Below are 19,902 nucleotides of genomic sequence, written 5' to 3'. Positions count from 1 at the left end.
CGCGCCGCAGCCGCGCCATTTTGACGTCGCCGAGCTGTATCAAGGCCTGCTGCTCAAGGTGATCACTTGCCGTCGTACGTCACCCGGAACACGCGCCCGCCGTGGTCGTCGGAGACCAGCATCGAGCCGTCGGCCAAGGTGACCACATCGACCGGACGCCCCACCACTTCCTCGCCACGCAGGAAGCCGTCGATGAGCGCGGTGTCGCTGACGACCTTGCTGCCGTAGAGCGTGATCAGGCGCACGCTATAGCCGCTCTTGGTGGTGCGGTTCCATGAACCATGCTCGGCGACGTAGACGTTGTTGCGGTACGCTTCCGGGAACTGTTTGCCCGTGTAGAAGGTCAAACCCAGCGGCGCGACGTGCGGTCCCAGTTTGGCCGCCGGTTCGACGAACTCTTCGCACGTGCGGCCCTTGGCGAAGTCCGGGTCCGGCACCACGCCGCCGTGGCAATACGGAAAGCCGAAATGCAGGCCGGCCTTGGGCGCGATGTTGAGCTCGCACGACGGCGTGTTGTCGCCCATTTGGTCGCGGCCGTTATCGGTGAACCACAGCGCCTTGGTGGTCGGATGGAAGGCGAAGCCGACGGTGTTACGGACGCCGCGCGCGTATTCCTCCAGTCCGCTGCCGTCCGGGTTCATGCGGTAGATCTTGGCGGACTTGGTGTCGTCGGTGTCGCAGACGTTGCACGGCGCGCCGACCGGGATGTAAAGCTTGCCGTCGGGACCGGCCTTCATGATCTTCTCGCCATGCCATTTGTCGTCCGGTAGGTTGACCTTGACCACCTCGTACGTCGGCTTTTGCGCGTAGCGCTTGTCGATGTTGTCGAAGCGGATCACGCGGCCGATCTCGCCTACGTACAGCGCACCGTTGAGCAGGGTGACGCCGATCGGATTCTCCAGGCCTGAAGCGATGGTGACCACGTCGGCGGTCTGCTTGTCGGCGCGCGGCACCAGCGCGTACACCTTGCCGGCCTTGCGCGAGCCGACATAGACGATGCCGGAGTCGGACACGACCATGCTGCGCGCGGTCTCCACCTCGCTGGCGTAGACGCCGATGTGGAAGCCCTTGGGCAGTTTGAATCCGCTCAGGTCGATGCCGTCGGCGGCGGTTTTGGCGGCGGCCGGCGCGGCGGCGACAGTGGTGGAGGCTGCCACGGCGGGCTTGCCGGCGCCGGCCGCGATGTAGTTGGCCAGCAGCGCAATCTGCGGCGCGCTCAACGCGGGCGACCAGGCAGGCATACCCTTGTCGGGGACGCCCTTGCCGATCACCTTGATCAAATTGGCCTTGGTGGGCTCACCGTGCAGCCAAGTATGCTTGCCCAGGGTCGGGCCGATGCCACCCTCCATCTTGACGCCGTGACACGACGCACAGTTCGCCTGATAGAGATTTTCAGCGGTCACGGACGGCGAGGCGGCCTGCGCGGCGAACGAGGCGAAGGCCACAGCGATAGCGGCGGCTGGCAAGGCGATCTGTTTCATGTTGTCCCCGGATAAGTGATGCGGTATTGTGCCACTTTATTGCGTGTCGGACATCTTGATAGTTGTACAATCGGCGGTCTGTCCACTTCCCGCGATAAGTTCCAATGAACCTGCACCCGCTGCGCCGTATGGCCGTTGCCATGTCCCTGTTTTTCGCCGCCGCCACGTCCCACGCCGGTCCCGAGTGGAACCTTCCTGCACAGCCGTTCCAAATCTTCGGCAACAGCTATTACGTCGGGGTGAAAGGCTTGAGTTCGGTGTTGATCACCTCGCCGGCGGGGCACGTGCTGCTGGACGGCGCGCTGCCGGCGTCAGCGCCTTTGATCGCGGCCAATATCCGCGCCCTCGGCTTCAAGGTCGAGGACGTTAAATTCATCCTCACATCGCACGACCACGACGACCATGCGGGCGGCGTCGAGGAGTTGCGGCGCTTGAGCGGCGCCACGGTGCTGGCCAGCCCGGCGACGGCGGCGTCGCTGCGGCGCGGCAGGGTAGGCAAGGACGATCCGCAACTGGCCGACTTGACGCCGTTCCCGGCCGTCGCCAAAGTCGGCGAGGTGGGCGACGGCGAAGTGGTCAAGCTGGGCCCGCTGGCGGTGACGGCGCTCTACACGCCCGGGCACACGCCCGGCGGCACCAGCTGGACTTGGCGCTCGTGCGAGCAGGATCGCTGCGTCGATATCGTCTTTGCCGACAGTATCAATCCGATTTCCAGCGATGGCTTTAAATTCACGACGAACACCAGCTATCCTTCGATCGTGACGGACTTCGAGCGCAGTTACGCGGTTCTCGAGGGCACGCCCTGCGACATCGTCGTCTCGGTGCATCCGGACTTCACCGGCCTATGGGAGAAGGTCCAGTCCGGCAAGCCGCGAGCGCTGCTGGGCAATGGCGGCGACTGCAAACGCTACGTCGCGCAGTCGCGCGCGAAACTGGCCAAGCGTCTCGCCAGCGAACGCGCAGAGAGTTTGAAATAACGGTCGGGCAGCAGCTTAAGTAATATCAAATCGTTCTGGGAGGTGCCGCACTATCGTCGAGGGAATCGTTTGTAAATCCTCGTCAAGTGGAGTACTTTTACTATGATCCGCTCTTTCGCGAGTAAAGACACCGAATGGCTGTTTTTCAACCGAAAGGTGCTGCGGTTTGGGCACATCGATCGAGTGGCTCGTCGAAAGTTATTGATGATTCACGCTGCGATGACTCTGAGCGATCTGAGCGGCGTGCCTGGCAATCGGCTTGAAATGCTGTCCGGCAGTCGGCAAGGTCAATACAGCATACGGATAAACGACCAGTGGCGTATTTGTTTTCGCTGGCAGAATGGAAATGCTTACGATCTAGAGATTGTGGATTATCACTAGGGAGCCAACAATGCGAGTGCGACCAGATGAAATTCATCCCGGAGAAATATTGAGGGAGGAATTCATGAAACCTCTTGACCTGACCGCGGCGGCGTTGGCAGCGGAATTGCATATCTCTGTTTCTCAGGTCAATGCGTTGATGTCAGGGGAAAATAGCGTTACCGAGCGCCTCGCTCAGTCCCTGTCGTCGTATTTTAAAGTGTCCGCGCAGTTCTGGTTGAATCTTCAGGCGGAGTATGACGCGCGAACGGCGGCATCGAAGTAAATGGCGGAAGACAGTAGGAGTCGAACCTACGGAGGAGCGGCTGACGCCCCTCACCGGGTTTGAAGCCCGGCCCCATCACCGGATGAGATTGCCTTCCGTAAAACAAGCCGAATTATGCATTAAATAGCCAAACCGCGTTGGGACGCAGCAGATGGACGTTGCTGACGCGCCGCGTGTAGCCGACCCGGTCGAAGAACTCCAGAATTTGTATCGCACGCTTGCGTCCAAGTCCCGTCGCGTCGCGGAACGAGGCGGCCTGCACCTGCGGCAAGGTCGCCACCAGCTGCGCCAGCTCGGCCAGCGGCGCCGGATGGTAGAACAGGTCCGGCACCACCTGGCTCACTTCCCCCGTCTTGGAGAGCTTGAGCAGCAGGCGCCGCACCTCCGCCTCCGGCATCGCGTGCTGGCGCACCAGATCGCGCACCCACGGTGGATCGAAGCGGCCCGCATGCAAGGACACCAGCAGCGGCCGAACCTGCGCCTGTTCGGCCTCGCTCAGCTCCACGCTGTGGCTCGGCAGATGCAGGCTGCGGCCGCGCCGCATGAGCTGCCCGCTGTCGGCCAGCGTGTCGATCAGGCGGCTCCACAACCGGTCCTCCATCTCCGGCGCGACGATGCGTTTCAGGCGCCACAGCTCCGGGCCGGCGTCGTCGGGCGCGCGCGCGTGGAACTCGGCCAGGCCGGCCAGGATGCACGCCTCCAGCGCCCGCACCTCGGCGGCGGCGATCAGCAGCGCGTCCCCGGCGGGCAGCGCGACCTCGATGGTGTCGGGCGGCGCCACGATCCTCTCGGCCGGCAGCTGCGACAACCGCACCAGCGTCGACATCCGCAAGCCCAGCGGACTGCGCGCCAGCAGCGCGGCGATGTCGCCACCGCCGATAAATTCGGACAGGGCATCCAGCCAGTCCAGCCGCGCCGCGCTGCGCCGCTTGCGCGCCGGGCCGAACGGATCGAGCACCATGCCGCCGCCGATGGTGGCCGTGGCCTGCGCGTTGCGGATGACGAAGCGGTCGCCTGGTACGGCATGCACCGGGGCGTCGAGCACCAGCTGCGCGCGGCCGGTATGGCCCGGCGGCAGCGCGTCGTCGTCAAGCGGCACCACGTGCGCGGTATGGTGCGCCGCGCCCAGATGCACATGCAGCGGCGTCCAGGGCTTGAGCGTGACGCCGCAGTCGGCGGTCAGCGTCAGTTCCACATCGATGCGCTCGGAGCAGGCGGCGAGCGCGGGGGCGACGATCCAGCTGCCGCGCGCTATCTCATCTTTCGATATGCCGCTCAGGTTCAGCGCCAGGCGCTGGCCCGCGCGGCCGGTGTCGGCGGCGCGGTTCTGCGCGTGGATGCCGCGCACGCGCACCTGCTGTTCGCCCGGCGCCAGCTGCAGCGTGTCGCCCACGCGCACGCTGCCCGCCAGCGCGGTGCCGGTGACGATGGTGCCCTGGCCCGATAACGTGAACACCCGGTCCACGCCGAGCCGGAACAAACGCTGTTCATCGGCCGCCGGCAGCGCCGCCGCCATCGTGGCCAGATGCGCCAGCAGTGCCTGGACGCCGGAGTCGGCTTCCCGCGTGGCGTTGGTGTGGAAGATCTGCGCGCCGGCGAAGTCGGTCGGCGCCAGGAGCGCCTTGATGTCGGCCTCGATGCGCGCCAGCCGACGCGCGTCGGCGCGGTCGATCTTGGTCAGCGCCACCGCGCCGCGCCGCACGCCGAGCAGCCGCAGAATGGCCAGGTGTTCCAGCGTCTGTGGCATGATGCCGTCGTCGGCGGCGATCACCAGCAGCGCGGCGTCGATGCCGGTGACGCCGGCCGCCATCGTGCGGATGAATTTTTCGTGTCCCGGAACGTCGATCACGCCGAGGATGTCGCCGCCGGCCAGCGGCGCGTAAGCGTATCCGAGTTCGATCGAGATGCCGCGTGCCTTTTCCTCCTTCAGACGATCGGTGTCGACGCCCGTCAGCGCGCGCGTGAGCGTGGTTTTACCATGGTCGATATGACCTGCGGTGCCGACGATCATGCGGGTGTCTGTCCCAACAGGGGCAGTTGCTCGATGAAGCGCTGCTGCTGGTGCTGGTCCAGGCAGCGCAGGTCCAGCCACAGTGCGTCCTGCGAAACGCGGCCGATCACTGGCAGCGGCAGGGCGCGCAGCCGCTGTTCGAGCACACCGAGCGCGTTGCCGGTGCGGACCGTCGCGGCGGCCCGTATCGCCAGCCCGTGGCTGTGCAGCTGGTCGACGGGCAGGGCGCCGCTGCCGATCTGGCTCATCATCGGTTCTTCGCTGACCGTGTAGCCGTCGCCCAGCGCCTCCTGCAGCAGCGGCAGGATGGCCAGCGCCTGCGCGCGCATGGCGGCGGCGGGGCGGGTCAGCAGCTTCAAGGTGGTCAGGCGCTCGGGCAGCAGGTCCGGCGCCCGGTACAAGGCCAGCACCGGTTCCAGCGCGGCCAGCGTCAGTTTGCCGACGCGCAGCGCGCGCTTGAGCGGGTTCTTTTTGATTTGCGCGATCAGGTCCGCGCGGCCGACGATGATGCCGCATTGCGGCCCGCCCAGCAGCTTGTCGCCGCTGAAGGTGACCAGGTCGGCGCCTGCGGCGATGGTTTCGCGCACCGTGGTTTCGTGCGGCAGGCCGTATTGTTCGAGGTCGACCAGCGTGCCGCTGCCCAGGTCCACGGCGGTCGGGATATTGTGTTCGCGCGCGAGCGGCACCAGCTCCGGCAGCTCGACGCTTTTGGTGAAGCCGGTGATCGCGTAGTTACTGCAATGGACCTTCATCATCAGCGCCGTCTGTGCGCCGGCCGCCTCGGCGTAGTCCTTCAAATGCGTGCGGTTGGTGCTGCCCACTTCGCGCAGCACGGCGCCGGCGCGCGTCATGATATCGGGGATGCGGAAGGCGCCGCCGATTTCCACCAGCTCCCCGCGCGAGACGATGACCTCGCGGCCCTGCGCCAGGGTGTTGAGCATCAACAGCACGGCGGCGGCGTTGTTGTTGACGATGGTGGCCGCTTCCGCGCCGGTCAGTTCCAGCAGCAGATCCTCGACCAGGTTGTCGCGGTCGCCGCGTTTGCCGGTGTCGATGTCCCACTCCAGGTTCATCGGCCAGCGCAGCGCCTCGGCCACGGCCTGCACCGCGCTGTCGGGCAGCAGGGCGCGTCCCAGATTGGTGTGCAGGACGGTGCCGGTCAGGTTGAACACGGGACGCAGCGGCGAGCGGTTGGCCTCGCGCAGGCGCGCGGCCAGCATCGTTAGCAGCGTGGGGATGGAAGTGTCGGTGTCGACCGGACCATGGCCGCTGCCGTCGCGCGCGGCCAGCAGCAGGCCGCGCAACTCGGCCAGCAGCGCGCGCGCCGCATCCGTCGTTTGCGTGCGGCCGTATTCGGCGATCAGCGCCTGGCAGCCGGCGTCGGACAGGATCAGATGCACGGCCGGCAGGTGGATCGCGCCGGCCGGCTTTGGCGAGTTGGCGGGGCCGCTCATGCGGCGTTGAACCACAACAGCGGGTTGCCGCTGGCGCGGGCGTAGCCGGCCTCGCCCACCAGCAGGTCCAGCGTCAGGCTGGCCAGATCGTCGGCCAGCGGCTCGACGTTGAAGTCGTGTTCCTGGTTGAAGATCTTGCGGTAGGTTTTGCAGTCGTCGCAGGTCTCGGCGCGCGCCACCTTGCTTGGGTCGTTGGCCTTGTTGATGACAGCCGGATCGGCCGCCGCCGCGGGCTGGTTGTCGGCCGCCTCCAGGCTTTGGTAGGCGATTTTGGAGGTGTGCTCGCAGCACGAGCACTTGACCCGCACCATATGCCATTCGCTGGCGCAGGCGCCGCAATGCAGATAGCGGTAGCCCTGCGACTGTCCGCCGATACGGATCACGCTGGCCACCGGGTGCGAGCCGCATACGGGGCACAGCGTGTTGGTCACCAGCGGTTGCACCGCCGGGGAGTCGAGCTGGCTGGCGCGCATCGCCCACACCACTTGCAGCGCGGCGGCGACGAACGGCGCGTGCAACGGGTCGACGCCTTCGGTCACTTCCGCCAGCACGGCGTCGGCGCAGCCTTCCAGCTGGGCGGCATCGAGCTCGCGCAGCTGCGCCAGCACCCCCGCCATTTGCGGCTGCTGCGCGGCCAGCGGCTCCAGTTGGTCGAGGATGGCGCCGAACACGGTGCGCCACGACGCCGGACGGGCGCCGCTGACCGGCAGCGGCGGCATGTTGTGGTCCAGCGATAATGTGATTTCCGCCGCATCCGGCAGCGCGAAGGTGTGGGCCGGGAGCGACGCGGCGACGGCCGCCTGGGCGTCGACCAGGGCGGCCATCAGGCGCAGGTAGCCCTGCATCGATTCGCCGACGGGAATGCCGATGATGTCGTTGTTCGCGAGTTGGCGCAGACGGGCCGCGCGCGCGGTAAAAAGAGCGCGCGCTTGCGGCAGCAGCAAGCGCGGTATCGCATTGTGATCGAGCGATTCGATTTCGCCCGGTTCAAGCAGACGTTGTACCAAATGATGTCTCCCGGTTTGCCGGCGGCGCTGGAAACGCTTGTGACGAAGGCCGCCGGCCTGGGAAGTATTTTAATCCCAAATTGTGAATCACAAATTGACTATTCAATCGCGCGGCTTGTTTGCGTTGCGCGCGACTTCCTCGAACCAGCGCGGGTGATGCTTGCGCGCCCACCCGTAGGTGACCGTGCCGCGCACCATCGCGCCGATCGAGCCCTTGACCCAGATGCCGGCGTAGATGTGGACCACTATTGAGCAAATGATCACAAAAGCGCAGAACGCGTGCAGCAGCGCTGCGAAGCGTACCACTTCGATCGGGAAGTAGAACGCGAAGTACGCGCGCCAGATAACGATGCCCGACAACAGCAGCCCCACCATGCACAGGATCAGCACATAGAACAGCACCTTCTGGCCGGCGTTGTAGCGGCCGACCCTGGGCAGCCTGTCCTCGCGGTTGTTGACCACGTCGTCAAACTGCTTGAGCCATTGCTTGTCGCCCTGTTCGAAGCGGTTGTGATGCCAGAAGCGCACCACCAGCAGCGCGAAGGAGACGAACATCAGTATCCCGAAGAAGGGATGCAGGATGCGCGTCCACTGGCCGCCGCCCAGGAACACCGCCATCCACGCTGTCGCCGGATGGAACATGGCCAGGCCGGACACCGTCAGCACGATAAAGCAGATGGCGGTGATCCAGTGGTTGCTGCGTTCATTCGGCGTGTAGCGTTCGATCAGCGGATTGCCGTCCTTGTCGCGCAGAGGGTTGTTTGAGTGTGTGCTCATTTCTCGCTCTCCCTGATCCGGTTGGCCTCGTGCAGCGCCTCCGCTTCCTCGTCCCTGCTGACCTCATTCGGACCGACGCGCGAATAATGGAACCAGCCCGCCAGCGCCGTCGCGGCGATGCCGGCCAGCGCGAGCGGCTTGGTCAAGCCTTTCCACAAGCCGACCATCGGGCTGATGCTCGGATTCTGCTTCAGTCCATGGTACAGCGGCGCCTTGTCCGCGTGGTGCAGCACGTACATCACGTGGGTGCCGCCGACACCGGCCGGGTCGTACAGCCCGGCGTTGGCGTAGCCGCGCGACTTCAGGTCCTCGATGCGCTCGGCCGCGTGCTCCTTCATGTCTTCCTTGGTGCCGAAGACGATCGCGCCGGTCGGGCAGGTCTTGACGCAGGCCGGTTCCTGGCCGACGGCCACGCGGTCCGAGCACAGTGTGCACTTGTAGGCGCGGTCGTCCTTCTTCGAGATACGCGGCACGTCGAACGGGCAGCCGGCGACGCAGTAGCCGCAGCCGATGCAGTTCTCCTGATGGAAATCCACAATGCCGTTGGTGTACTGGACGATGGCGCCCGGGGCCGGGCAGGCCTTCAGGCAGCCCGGGTCCTCGCAGTGCATGCAGCCGTCCTTGCGGATCAGCCATTCGAGGTTGCCGTCGCTGGTCTCGTGCTCCGAAAAACGCATCACGGTCCACGATTGCGGCGTCAGGTCGAGCGGGTTGTCGTACACGCCGGTGGTTTCGCCGACGTCGTCGCGCAGGTCGTTCCATTCCATGCAGGCGGTCTGGCATGCCTTGCAGCCGATACACTTCGACACGTCGATCAGCTTGGCCACGGTGCCGGTGACCGGCGTGCGTGCCACCGGCGTCTGCACCGTGGTGGCCGACATCCGTTTGATATCAAGTGATTGTAAAGCCATGTTTATTCTCCTCGGGCCGTCATGCTTTTTCCACTTTCACCAGGAACGACTTGAATTCCGGTGTCTGCGAATTGCCGTCTCCAACCGTCGGCGTCAGGGTGTTGATCAGGTAGCCCGGTTTGGTGACTCCCTTGAACCCGAAGTGAATCGGCAGTCCGACCTGGTGGGTCTTCTTGCCGTCGATGGTCAATGCCTTGATACGCTTGGTCACCACGGCCTTGGCCACGATATGTCCGCGCTTGGAGCTGACCTTGACACGGTCGCCGTGCACCACGCCCAACTCCTTGCCGAGGTCTTCGCCGATTTCGACGAATTGCTCCGGTTGGATGATCGCGTTCAGGCGCGCATGCTTGGTCCAGTAGTGGAAGTGCTCCGTCAACCGGTAGCTGGTCGCCACGTGCGGATACTCGTTCGCCTTGCCCAGCTTTGCCCTGTCGCCCGGGAACATGCGGCCGGCCGGATTGCTGGTGGCGCGCGGGTTCGTCGGGTGCATCGGGTTGTGGCCGACCGGCGTTTCGAACGGCTCGTAGTGTTCCGGGAACGGACCTTCGGCCATGGCGTCACGCGCGTAGAAGCGCGCCACGCCCTCGGCCAGCATGATGAATGGACCCATGCCGTTTTCCGGCGGTTCGTCGGCCTTGAAGTCCGGTACGTCCGCGCCGGCCCAGTTGGTGCCGTTCCAGCCGATCAGCTTACGGGTCGGATCGAACGGCTTGCCCTTGGTGTCGCACGAGGCGCGGTTGTACAGCACGCGGCGGTTGGCCGGCCAGGCCCAGGCCCAGTTCAGCGTGTTGCCGATGCCGGTCGGGTCGCTGTTGTCGCGGCGTCCCATCTGGTTGCCGGCGGCGGTCCAGCAGCCGGCGAAGATCCAGCACCCGCAGGCGGTGCTGCCGTCGTCGCGCAGTTGCGCGAAGCCGGCCAGTTGCTCGTTCTTCTTCAGGATGACTTTCGTCGGGTCCTTCGGATCGGTGAGCTCCTTGAGCGCCTTGCCGTTGTACTCCATCGCGATCTCCTCCGGCTGCGGGCTCAGAGGCTGGGCGTAGTTCCACGTCAGGTTGACGATCGGGTCGGGGAATTTGCCGCCGTCGGTCTGGTACATCTTCCGGATGCGCATGAAGATGCCGGACATGATCTCCAGATCGCTCTTGGTCTGGCCCGGGCCCTCGGCGCCTTGCCAGTGCCATTGCAGTACGCGCGAGGAGCTCACCAGCGAGCCGCGTTCCTCGGCGAAGCAGGTGGTCGGCAGGCGGAACACTTCGGTCATGATCTTGGTCGGATCGACCTGGTGGAATTCGCCGAACGGACGCCAGAACTCCGCCGTCTCCACGGCGAGAGGGTCCATCACTACCAGGAACTTCAGCTTCGACAGCGATTCGGTGATCTTCTGCTTGTCCGGCGCCGACGCCAGGATGTTGAAACCCTGGCAGATGTAGCCGTTCATTTTCCCCTGATGCATAAGCTCGAAGGCCTGCATCATGTCGTACGGCTTGTCCAGCTTGGGCAGGTAGTCGAACGCGTAGTGGTTTTCCTCGGTGGCGGCGTCGCCCCACCAGGCCTTCATGAACGAGACCAGGAACTTCTTGGCGTTGCTGTAGTAGCTAAGCTGGTTCGGACGCAAAGGCTTGAGCGCCCGTTTGGCCGCATAGGCTTCCCAGTCCTGTTCCGCCTCGCCGGGCAGGGTCAGATAACCGGGCAGCATATTGGTCAGCAGACCGAGGTCGGTCAGGCCCTGGATGTTGGAGTGGCCGCGCAGCGCGTTCATGCCGCCGCCGGCGATGCCGATATTCCCCAGCAGGAGCTGCACCATGGCGCCGGTGCGCAAGGTTTGCGCCCCGGTCGAGTGCTGGGTCCAACCCAGCGCGTACAGGATGGTCGCGGCGCGGCCGGGAACGGCGGTCGACGCCAGCATCTCGGCGACCTTGTGGAATTTCTCCGGCGGCACGCCGCAGGCCTTCTCCACCATCTCCGGCGTGTAGCGCGAGTAGTGCTTCTTCATCAGCTGATACACGCAGCGCGGATGCTCGAGCGTCGGATCGATCTTGGCGTAGCCATCGTCGCCCATCTCGTAATTCCAGCTGCTCTTGTCCGTGTATTTTCCGGCCGCCTCGTCGTAGCCCGAATACAGGCCGTCGTTGAAGGCGAAGTCCTCGCGGACGATGAACGGCATGTCCGTGTAGTTGCGGACGTACTCGTGCTGGATCTTGTCGTTCGTGAGCAGATAGTTGATGATCCCGCCCAGGAATACGATGTCCGAGCCGGTACGGGTAGGGACGTAATAGTCGGCTACCGAGGCGGTTCGGGTAAAGCGCGGATCGACCACGACCAGCTTGGCGCCGCGATGCGCCTTCGCTTCCGTGACCCATTTGAATCCGCAAGGGTGTGCTTCAGCGGCGTTTCCGCCCATGACCAGGATGACATCGGCGTTCTTGATGTCCACCCAGTGATTCGTCATCGCACCACGTCCAAATGTCGAGGCAAGACCTGCCACCGTTGGACCGTGTCATACGCGTGCTTGATTGTCGAATGCGAGCATGCCCAGACTGCGCATGGTTTTATGGGTTAGATAGCCTACCTCGTTGGAGCCGGCCGACGCGCACAGCATGCCGGTGGTGGTCCAGCGGTTGACGGTTTTGCCATCGGCGCTCTTCTCGATGAAGTTGGCGTCGCGGTCGGTTTTCATCAACTTGGCGATGCGCGTGAGCGCGTCGTCCCAGGAGATCTTGCTCCATTCCGTGGCGCCGGGCGCGCGGTATTCCGGCACCATCAAGCGATTCGGGGAGTGGATAAAGTCGATCAGGCTTGCGCCTTTCGGACAGAGCGTGCCACGGTTGACCGGGTGGTCGGCATCGCCCTCGATGTGGATGATGCTGGCGGTGGCGTTTTTGGCACCGTCCCCCAGGCCGTACATCAGGATTCCGCAGCCTACGGAGCAGTAGGGGCAGGTGTTGCGGGTTTCGGTGCTGCGCGCCAGCTTGTACTGCCGGACTTCGGCCAGGGCCGTCGCCGGCGCGAAGCCGAGGAGCGCGATGCTCGAACCCGCGATGGTTGCGCCAGTCACCCGAAGGAACTGTCGCCTGGACATCTGGTTCATTGGAGCCTCTCAGTTGATCGAAGGAACCTTCCGAGTGTAGCACCATCATATTAATTGCATACTGCTGATCCGTATCAAACGTTGCGCTAAAGCCAGATTCCTCCCATTTGATATGGATCAATGATCAATTTTTTTGCCCGAAGATGCGCGATTATTTGTCTTTATAGCAGCTTTTAAGTTTTAGATAATCGTAATAGCGGCTGCCGGCGGCGATTTTGGCGCCCGCGCAGGCGGACTTGAAATCGGTCTCCTTCTCGTTATAGAGCAAACGCACCAGCGTGCGCCCCTTGGCGTTGCGATAGATATCCCACTGGATGTTGGCGGCCATCGGCGCGACCGCGTCGCCGCGCCAGTCGCTGTTTTCGTAGCTGTACATCGTGGCGCGCGGCAGTTGGGCGGACATCCCCGGCAGGCCGAGGATGGCGGCCATTGGAATGACGATTTCGGCGTGCGAGAAGCGCAGCTTGGCGGCGTGGCGCATGTCGCCCCGGGCGACGGCATCCGCCTCGCCGAAGAAATCGTCGAGCAGCGTGCGCGCCATGCGCCATGTCAGGTCGCCGTGTTCGGCGATGCCGGGGCCTTTTTCGTAGAAGGCCAGCGCGTCCTCGATGGAGGCGAACACGCGGGCCTGCGCCGCCGGCACGTAGCGGGTGAAATCGGCCGGCACTTCGTCGGGCATGTCGGCCGCCGCCGCATACAGTTCGTACAGCGCCAGCGCGGCGTCGGTGGCGGAGGCGATTTCGGTCCCGCCGTCGCCCGCCAGCGTGTTGGTGAACTTGCCGTCGGCGCTGGTGTAGCTGAAACCGCCGGTGTTGGCGGCGCGCCGGCGGCCCTGGTCCAGCGCGGCGATGAAATCGGGCGTGAACAGGCGTTCGAGCGTGGCGCGCGCCGCCTCGGCCAGGCGTGGTTGCGCGCGGATCGCGTCCTCGCGGGCGCGCAGCTCGTCGCTCCTCACCCAGCTTTGGTAGGCCTGGCTGGCCTGGTACGCCGCGTGCAGCGGATCGGCCGGACCGGCCGTCTTGTCCTGCTTTTCACCGAGCTTGTGGAAGTAGAGCAGGAAGCGGTCGGTGCCCGCCGGGCGGCTGGCATGGTCGGATTCGCCGCGCGGCGCCAGCGAGGCCGGGTGGGTCAGCAGCGGTTCCAGGCCGGGCTGCCGCGCCACCAGGGCGCGCGTGAAGAAGTACGCGCTGTCGACGGCGCGGTCCTTACCCGAGCTGACCACGACGATCTCGCGCCGCTTGTCGGCGGCATCGCGGAACAGCTGCGGCAAGCGCCCGTGCATGCGCCGCGCCAGTTGCGTGTGTTCGGCCACGCCCTGCGCCGTCTCGTTGCCGTAACCGGGCTTGCCGATGCCGGCCACGCCGTACCCGAGCAGGAAGTTCGCCTTCATCATCGACAGGATGTCCGGACCCAGCTCCTTCCCCAGCGGCGTCAGGGCGCCGTCCTGCTCCGCCAATTGCCACAGCCGGTACATCGCCAGGTCGGTCTTGAAGCCGCTCAGGCCACGCGAGCCGTGGCGCGCCAGCAACTGCGTGGAGACGGCCCGGTAGCCCGGCGGCGGCGCCTCGTAGCTGGCGCCGTCCTGGCGCGGTTGATAGGGCGTCTTGGTCTGATAATACTGCTCGCCGGACGCGTTCAACAGCAGCAGGGACAGCGCGGCGCCGGCCGCCAGGGGCGTCTTTTTCATCCCTAGAAGTCTACTCTCGCATTCAGGCTGGCGGTGCGCGGCGCGCCCACGTTCAGATAATTCTCCTGATAGTAGGTCCAGTATTTGCGGTTGGCGATGTTGGAGATGTTGGCGCGCAGGCTCACCATCTTGCCGAAGAAGTGGTGGCGGTAGTTCAAGCCGGCGTCGAACAGCGCCACCGACGGCAGCTGGTTGACGTTGGCCGCGTCCATCGGCAGGTCGCCCAGGTACTGGGTGCCGGCATGCAGGGCCAGGCCTGGCAGCACTTCGCGCCAGGTCGCCTGCAGCGAGGCCTGGCGGCGCGGGGCGCCGACGGCGTGCTTGCCGCCGTAGCCCGGCGCGGCGTCTTCCAGTTTTGCGTCCAGCAGCATGATGCCGCCTTCGAGCGACAGGTTTTTTGCCACCTGCGCCACGCTGTTGAACTCCAGGCCCTGGTATTTTGTCTGGCCGTCGGTCACGTAGACGTTGGCGGCGTTGGTGTACTGGGCGCCGCGCTCGATGCGGAACAGCGCCGCGCTGGCGTTCCACAGGCTGTGCTCCGTCTTGACGCCGATTTCGGTCTGTTTGCTCTTGAGCGGAGCGAACACCTGGTTGGCGTTGGCGGTGGACGCCGGCGCGCTGGCCGCCTGCTCCAGCGCTTCGACGTAGCTGCCGTAGATGGTGGTGTCGGCGCGTGGTTTGAACATCAGCGCGACGGTCGGCGTGGTCTTGTTGGCCGGGTACTCGGCGCTGACCGCGCCCTTGGTCGAATAGGCGGTGTCCTTGAAGCGTGTGTAGCGGGCGCCCGCCATCGCCGACCAGTTGTCGGTCAGCTTGACGGTGTCGCTGACGAAGGCCGCATCCTGGCGCGTCGCCTCGTCGCGGTAGGTGCCGCCGCTGTAATTGACGGCGGCGACGTTCAGGATGTTCGGCGCGTACAGATTGCCGGTGCCCAGGTAGGTCTTGGGCGTGACCATCGACGATACCGATTCCAGCTTTTGCGAGGTCAGGCCGGCCACCACCTCGTGACGCAGGCCGGCGGTATCGAACTTGCCCTGCACGGTGGCCTGCACCTGGTCGAAGCCATAGTCGTGCAGCTCGGAGGTGACGCGGTCGCGATAGTCGGCCTTGTTGTTGGTGATGTAGTACTGGTCCTTCTTGTAGACGCGGCTCGAATCGGAGGTGCGGTACGACACGTTGGCCATCCAGTCCGGCGCCAGTCGGTATTCCAGGCCGACGGTGAACAGCGAGTATTCGACGTCGCTGCCGGCGCCGGTGCTATTGAGCCTGGTGTCGCCGGCGATCGGCGCCGGCACCTTGACCGCCGGCGTGAGGACGACGTCGGTGCCGCCGACGCTGCTACGGCGTTGGTACAGCGCGTCGTAGGTCAGCGCCAGGTCATCGGTGACGCGCCATTCCAGGTTCAGGCCCGCAGCGTTGCGGTTGATCGAGCCGCTTTCCTCCTGCACGCCGCCATCTTCGTGCAGCAGGTTGATACGGTAGCCAAAGCCGCCTTGCTCGCCCGCGCGGCCGCCCATGTCGATATGCTCCTTGATCGCGCCGCCTTCCTGATAGCCCATCGCCGCGCTGAAGCTGGCGTCGGTGGTGGGGCGCTTGCTGACGTAATTGACGGTGCCGCCGGGCGAACCGAAGCCGTACATAAAGCCGGTCAGGCCCTTGAGCGCCTCCACGCTCTCGAACATCTCCAGCGGCATTTCGGTGCCGCGGTTGATGTTGGCCAGGCCGTCGACCTTGTAGCCGTTGAGGTCATCGAGGCGCAGGCCGCGCATCTGGATGGTGGCGGGATGGGTGCTGATCGGCGGGCTGATGGCGGTGACCGAGGCGTCGTATTTCAGCACCTCGGAAATGCTGGTGGCCAGGCGGTCCTCGATCTCGTCGCTGCTGACGGCCTTGGTGGAGAAGGGGGTGTCGAGTGCGGCTTTGCGGCCCAACGCGCCGCCGCTGACGCTGTCGCCCAGTTTTTTCTTTTCGACGGTGGCCTTGATGACCACCTTGGACAGGGCGCCTTCGCCGGCATCTTCGGCGGCGTGGGTGTTGGCGTGCAGCGCGCACAGGCCGGCGACCGCGAGGGCCAGGCGGGTTTTAGCGAACGACGTATTCGGGGACATATGGACCTAAAAAAGAGGACGGAATAAAGCCCGTCATGGTAGTGGCGCCATATGACAGGCGTATGACTTGCGGATGGCAAGTCATGCCGCCGTCGGCCACCCGTCCTCTTTCTCGGTCCTAGTCCAGCAGCGCCTCGATCGCCGCCAGCGACGGCGGCGAGGCGCCCGGCGCCAGGCAGGCCGCCGCGCCGGCGGCCACCGCGAAGCGCAAATGGTCCAGCGGCGCGCGATCGGCGTGATGCATCATGCTGTAGGCCAGGGCGGCGATGCTGGCGTCGCCGGCGCCAACGGTGTCGACCACGGTGATGCGCGGCGCCGGCAGTTGCCAAGCGTCGCCGCCGATATGCAGCGAGGCGCCGTCGCCGCCCTTGGTGTACAGATAGGTCGCCGCCGGATTCCAGCCGCGCAGCGTGGCGAACGCGGTGTCGATGTCGTCGGTGCGGAACAGGCCCGCCAGATCCTCCTCCGATACCTTGACGACGTCGGCCAGCTCGGTCATGCGGCGCAACGTGGCGTCATAGCGCTGGTCCATCAGCAGCCGGTAGTTCGGATCGAAGCTGATGCGCACGCCGTCCAGTTTGAGCTGTTCGGCCAGCGTCACCAGCTTGCCGGCCAGCGGCTGGCGCGCCAGGCTGATGCCGCCGAAGTGCACCCACTTGCAGTGCGCGCGCCAGCCCTGCGGCAGCAGCGCGGCGTCGAAGTGCAGATCGGCGCTGTCGTCGCCGACGAAGAAGTAGGCCGGTGGATCGGTGCGGTGGACGATCGCCAGCAGCGGCGATTTGGCGTAGCGCTGCAGGAAGCGCATGTCCAGGTTGGCCGCCTCGCTGGCGCTGTGCAGCGCGTCGCCGAAGACGTCGCCGCTGATGGCGCCGGCGAACGCGGTCGGCACCTCCAGCCTGGCCATCGTGCGCGCCACGTTCCAGGTCGAGCCGCCGACCTGGCTAAGCCAATGCTGTTGCGCCGGATCCTGCACGATCATGTCGGTCAGCGCTTCGCCGGCCGCCACAAATAATGGAAAAGTCGCCATCTCAGTCCTTCAACACGTTCAGTACTTCGTAGCAGGCGCCCATGGTGTGGTAATCCACCTTGCCGGCCGGGCTTTTCTCGTCGGTCAGTTTGCTGTTGTCGGCGCCGAGGATGCGATACCACGCACCGTATTTGTGGTCGACGAAATGCTCCCAGCTATAGGCCCAGATCTTATCGTACCAGGTCCAGTAGCCCGCCTCGCCGGTGCGCGCGCCCAGCAGGGCCGCCGTGGCCAGGCTCTCGGCCTGCACCCAGAAGTATTTGAGGTCGTCGCAGATGCTGTCGTCCGGCCCGAAACCGTAGTAGATGCCGCCGTGCTGCGCGTCCCACGCCTTGTCCATCGCGGCGTTGAACAACTCCACGGCGCGCGGCAGCAGCCAGTCCTTGCCGCCTTCGAGCTGGTCGCCGTGGCGCTCCAGCAGCAGCAACAGCTTGGCCCATTCGGTCAGGTGGCCCGGCTGGTAACCCCATGGACGGAAGATGTTGCTCTTGTCGTGGCGGTTGTATTCGGTGTCGACCGACCAGTCGGCGTGATAGTGTTCCCAAATCAGATTGCCGGCCAGCGCCGCCTGGCGTTGGGTGATGTTGCGCGCCAGTGTTTCGGCGCGCAGCAGGAAGGCGCGCTCGCCGGTCGCTTCGAAGGCCGCGATCAGCGCCTCGCAGGCGTGCATGTTGGCGTTCTGGCCGCGATAGGCGTCCAGGGTCGACCAGTCGGCGCTGGCCTCGTCGGCGTACAGGCCATGCTTGGCGTCCCAGAAGCGCCGTTCCATCAGCTCGAAGGTCTCGTCTATCCATGCGCGGGCATCGCTCTCGCCGGCCATCAGCGCGTGGCTGTAGGCGAGCAGCACGAAGGCCAGGCCGTAGCAGTGGTTGGTGCCGTCGGTGACGCGGCCCTCGCCATTGTTCCAGTCCAGTTGCCAGGCGTAGCCGCCGGTCTGCGGGTTGCGGTGGGCGCCGCGCAGGAAGGCCAGGCCGTGGCGCAGGCGCTGCTGGTCCGCCGCCTCGCCGAACTGGCGCCATGCCATGGCGTGGGTGAAGATGAAGCGCGTGCTGCTGACCAGGTGGCGGGTGCGGGTGTCGTAGACGGTGCCGTCGTCCTTGTAGAAGTGATAGAAGCCGCCGCTGGCGTCCACGCAACGGCTGTCGTAGAACTGGCGGGTATGGCGGATGTGGTTCAGCAGCGTCGCGCGGGATTGAAAATCTGGTACCATCATGAGGTCCGTTGTTGGTTGATAGGCGGGCGCTTTTCACGGCGGCCCAGGTTAAATCGTCAGGTGTTAAATTCTCTGGCGCGCACCGGTCCCCGCGTTGCGGCGAAAGCCCAACGCCAGGTGGCGCGCGATGTTGTCTGGGTTGGTTCGGGCTTAGGCGGCTGCCACGCTGCCCCCTTTGCCTTGCGGCTTTTGTACCCGCCAGCCGTCAAACACGGTGCTGGCCCGCACCACCAATTCCACCGGCGCGATTTTTTCCACCGGCTCGTTGTGCGGGCCGTTGAGCAGCATTTCCACGCCCAGCGCGCCGAGCGCTTTTTTATCGATGCGCAGCGTCGTCAACGGGCGATGTCCCAGCACGGCGGTCGAAATATCGTCGAAGCCGACGATCGCGATATCGTGCGGGACCTTCAATCCCTTGGCCAGGCAGCAGCGCATCGCCACCAGCGCGGCGCTGTCGTTGTAGCAAAAAACGGCGTCGGGCGGATGGGGCAGGGCCAGCAACTGCTCCATCGCTTCCCACGCGCCGGTTTCAAGGTCGACGCCATCCGGCAGGCCCGCTTCCAGGCGCGGGTCGGCCAGGATGCCTTCTTCGAACAGCGCCTGGCGATAGCCGCGCGCGCGTTCGCGGATGCTGTAGTGCGACAGCGGACCGGAAATGAAGCCGACCCGCGTGCGGCCGGTGTCGATCAGGTGTTTGGTGGCCAGGTAGCCGCCCATCATATTGTCCGGATTGACGGAGCTGTAACCGCGCAGCTTCATATCGATCAGCACCAGCTGCTTGCCGGTCGAGCGCAGGGCGCTGAGCGTCTCCGGTTCGAAGAATCCGGCGCAGACGATGCCGTCCGGCGCGTGCATGCGTATCTGGTCGATCAATCCGTCGGCCGGGCCGACCGCCATGAACGACAGCACGATGCCCTGCTTGCGGCAGGCCTCCTCGGCGCCGTGCAGCACCGGCGAGTAGAACGGGCTGCTCGACGCCGTGTTGTGCTGGCGGTGCAGCAGGAAGGTCAGCCGGCGCAATCGTTTCGGGCGCAGCTTGCAGAAGTCGTAACCGAGCTTGCGCGCCGCCTCGAGCACCATCTGGCGGGTCGCCTCGGTCAATCCCGGCTCGTTTTTCAGCGCGCGTGAAATGGTCCCCGCCGACACGCCGGCGACGCGGGCGATATCCCGTATCGTCACTCCGGTGGTCGCAGCGTTGTTTGTGGATTCGCCCATCTCAGTCTCCAAATCTCTCGGTGAACCGGCTCGCGGCGGTGCCGTCGGCGGGTTTCTGGTGTGGATGCAGTCTTGCATAAGCGTCCACTCACGGTCAAACGGCAGTTCGATTTTCACGAAAAGTTTAGCGCAATTTACTAAACACGGGGATTTTAGCCGTACGCTGCAGCGCAACACGGCGTATCGCCTGGCATCGCGTGTTTAGTGAAGGCGGCTAAACTGCGCCCCAAATTCGCTTGCTATTTGACCCTCGCGCGGCGCCGATGCAGAATCTTTTCATTACTATAAAACCATCCT

15 protein-coding genes and 1 tRNA gene are annotated in these 19,902 nt (G+C 65.1%); 3 read left to right on the top strand and 13 right to left on the bottom strand.

Going from position 1 to position 19,902, the window contains the following annotated elements:
• Positions 1–62: 62 nt before the first annotated feature.
• Positions 63–1,481 (bottom strand): PQQ-dependent sugar dehydrogenase, encoded by a 1,419-nt coding sequence (locus JOD97_RS09520; protein ID WP_209715739.1) that lies wholly within the window; start codon positions 1,479–1,481, stop codon positions 63–65.
• Positions 1,482–1,621: 140 nt separating this feature from the next.
• Between JOD97_RS09520 and bla the strand changes: the two genes are divergently transcribed.
• The 3 genes from bla (at position 1,622) to JOD97_RS09505 (ending at position 3,104) form a co-directional block, all read left to right on the top strand.
• Positions 1,622–2,458 carry a subclass B3 metallo-beta-lactamase gene (gene bla / locus JOD97_RS09515; RefSeq protein ID WP_229264247.1) on the top strand — a complete coding sequence of 279 codons (837 nt, stop codon included), beginning with the start codon at positions 1,622–1,624 and terminating at the stop codon, positions 2,456–2,458.
• A 102-nt stretch (positions 2,459–2,560) separates the two neighbouring features.
• A complete protein-coding gene (locus JOD97_RS09510; RefSeq protein ID WP_209715736.1) occupies positions 2,561–2,839 on the top strand; it encodes a type II toxin-antitoxin system RelE/ParE family toxin in 279 nt (92 codons plus the stop codon).
• A 10-nt stretch (positions 2,840–2,849) separates the two neighbouring features.
• Positions 2,850–3,104: a HigA family addiction module antitoxin gene (locus JOD97_RS09505; protein ID WP_255585152.1), complete on the top strand. Its 255-nt coding sequence runs from the start codon at positions 2,850–2,852 to the stop codon at positions 3,102–3,104.
• A 1-nt stretch (position 3,105) separates the two neighbouring features.
• Here the strand turns inward: JOD97_RS09505 and JOD97_RS09500 are convergent.
• From JOD97_RS09500 to JOD97_RS09445, 12 genes are all read right to left on the bottom strand, one after another.
• Positions 3,106–3,201: transfer RNA gene (locus JOD97_RS09500), tRNA-Sec, on the bottom strand.
• Positions 3,202–3,216: 15 nt separating this feature from the next.
• A complete protein-coding gene (gene selB, locus JOD97_RS09495; RefSeq protein WP_209715730.1) occupies positions 3,217–5,115 on the bottom strand; it encodes a selenocysteine-specific translation elongation factor in 1,899 nt (632 codons plus the stop codon).
• The gene (gene selA / locus JOD97_RS09490; protein ID WP_209715726.1) at positions 5,112–6,569 is read right to left on the bottom strand and encodes an L-seryl-tRNA(Sec) selenium transferase; all 1,458 of its coding nucleotides are present in this window, start codon (positions 6,567–6,569) and stop codon (positions 5,112–5,114) included. The genes selB and selA overlap by 4 nt, the downstream gene beginning before the upstream one ends.
• Positions 6,566–7,576, bottom strand: coding sequence for a formate dehydrogenase accessory protein FdhE (fdhE, locus tag JOD97_RS09485; RefSeq protein ID WP_209715723.1), 1,011 nt, complete (start codon positions 7,574–7,576; stop codon positions 6,566–6,568). Before fdhE ends, selA begins: the two co-directional genes overlap by 4 nt.
• Positions 7,577–7,678: 102 nt before the next feature.
• Positions 7,679–8,353 (bottom strand): formate dehydrogenase subunit gamma, encoded by a 675-nt coding sequence (locus JOD97_RS09480; protein ID WP_209715720.1) that lies wholly within the window; start codon positions 8,351–8,353, stop codon positions 7,679–7,681.
• Complete coding sequence (fdxH, locus tag JOD97_RS09475) at positions 8,350–9,264, bottom strand: formate dehydrogenase subunit beta (protein WP_209715717.1); 915 nt, start codon at positions 9,262–9,264, stop codon at positions 8,350–8,352. Before fdxH ends, JOD97_RS09480 begins: the two co-directional genes overlap by 4 nt.
• 19 nt (positions 9,265–9,283) lie before the next feature.
• Positions 9,284–12,355: a formate dehydrogenase-N subunit alpha gene (gene fdnG, locus JOD97_RS09470; protein WP_209715715.1), complete on the bottom strand. Its 3,072-nt coding sequence runs from the start codon at positions 12,353–12,355 to the stop codon at positions 9,284–9,286.
• Positions 12,356–12,506: 151 nt separating this feature from the next.
• Positions 12,507–14,042 (bottom strand): histidine-type phosphatase, encoded by a 1,536-nt coding sequence (locus JOD97_RS09465; protein WP_209715712.1) that lies wholly within the window; start codon positions 14,040–14,042, stop codon positions 12,507–12,509.
• A gap of 2 nt (positions 14,043–14,044) precedes the next feature.
• Positions 14,045–16,150: a TonB-dependent siderophore receptor gene (locus tag JOD97_RS09460; protein WP_209715710.1), complete on the bottom strand. Its 2,106-nt coding sequence runs from the start codon at positions 16,148–16,150 to the stop codon at positions 14,045–14,047.
• Positions 16,151–16,268: 118 nt separating this feature from the next.
• Positions 16,269–17,177 carry a carbohydrate kinase gene (locus JOD97_RS09455; RefSeq protein ID WP_209715708.1) on the bottom strand — a complete coding sequence of 303 codons (909 nt, stop codon included), beginning with the start codon at positions 17,175–17,177 and terminating at the stop codon, positions 16,269–16,271.
• 1 nt (position 17,178) lies between these two features.
• On the bottom strand, positions 17,179–18,387 hold the full coding sequence (locus tag JOD97_RS09450) for an AGE family epimerase/isomerase (protein ID WP_209717402.1): 1,209 nt from the start codon (positions 18,385–18,387) through the stop codon (positions 17,179–17,181).
• Positions 18,388–18,540: 153 nt separating this feature from the next.
• Positions 18,541–19,605 carry a LacI family DNA-binding transcriptional regulator gene (locus JOD97_RS09445; protein WP_209715706.1) on the bottom strand — a complete coding sequence of 355 codons (1,065 nt, stop codon included), beginning with the start codon at positions 19,603–19,605 and terminating at the stop codon, positions 18,541–18,543.
• Positions 19,606–19,902: the final 297 nt, after the last annotated feature.

It is taken from the genome of Duganella sp. 1411 (assembly GCF_017833525.1).
Lineage (GTDB): Bacteria > Pseudomonadota > Gammaproteobacteria > Burkholderiales > Burkholderiaceae_D > Rugamonas.
The sequence above is the reverse complement of the archived record's forward strand: the minus strand, read 5'-3'. Positions and strand labels throughout refer to the sequence as shown.

Bases quoted from the DNA above. Each gene is read 5' to 3' on its own strand.
- fdxH (WP_209715717.1), bottom strand. From the start codon at position 9,264: ATGGCTTTACAATCACTTGATATCAAACGGATGTCGGCCACCACGGTG.
- JOD97_RS09460 (WP_209715710.1), bottom strand. From the start codon at position 16,150: ATGTCCCCGAATACGTCGTTCGCTAAAACCCGCCTGGCCCTCGCGGTC.
- JOD97_RS09480 (WP_209715720.1), bottom strand. From the start codon at position 8,353: ATGAGCACACACTCAAACAACCCTCTGCGCGACAAGGACGGCAATCCG.
- JOD97_RS09450 (WP_209717402.1), bottom strand. From the start codon at position 18,387: ATGGTACCAGATTTTCAATCCCGCGCGACGCTGCTGAACCACATCCGC.
- JOD97_RS09465 (WP_209715712.1), bottom strand. From the start codon at position 14,042: ATGAAAAAGACGCCCCTGGCGGCCGGCGCCGCGCTGTCCCTGCTGCTG.
- JOD97_RS09445 (WP_209715706.1), bottom strand. From the start codon at position 19,605: ATGGGCGAATCCACAAACAACGCTGCGACCACCGGAGTGACGATACGG.
- JOD97_RS09455 (WP_209715708.1), bottom strand. From the start codon at position 17,177: ATGGCGACTTTTCCATTATTTGTGGCGGCCGGCGAAGCGCTGACCGAC.
- bla (WP_229264247.1), top strand. From the start codon at position 1,622: ATGTCCCTGTTTTTCGCCGCCGCCACGTCCCACGCCGGTCCCGAGTGG.
- selA (WP_209715726.1), bottom strand. From the start codon at position 6,569: ATGAGCGGCCCCGCCAACTCGCCAAAGCCGGCCGGCGCGATCCACCTG.
- JOD97_RS09505 (WP_255585152.1), top strand. From the start codon at position 2,850: ATGCGAGTGCGACCAGATGAAATTCATCCCGGAGAAATATTGAGGGAG.
- selB (WP_209715730.1), bottom strand. From the start codon at position 5,115: ATGATCGTCGGCACCGCAGGTCATATCGACCATGGTAAAACCACGCTC.
- JOD97_RS09520 (WP_209715739.1), bottom strand. From the start codon at position 1,481: ATGAAACAGATCGCCTTGCCAGCCGCCGCTATCGCTGTGGCCTTCGCC.
- JOD97_RS09510 (WP_209715736.1), top strand. From the start codon at position 2,561: ATGATCCGCTCTTTCGCGAGTAAAGACACCGAATGGCTGTTTTTCAAC.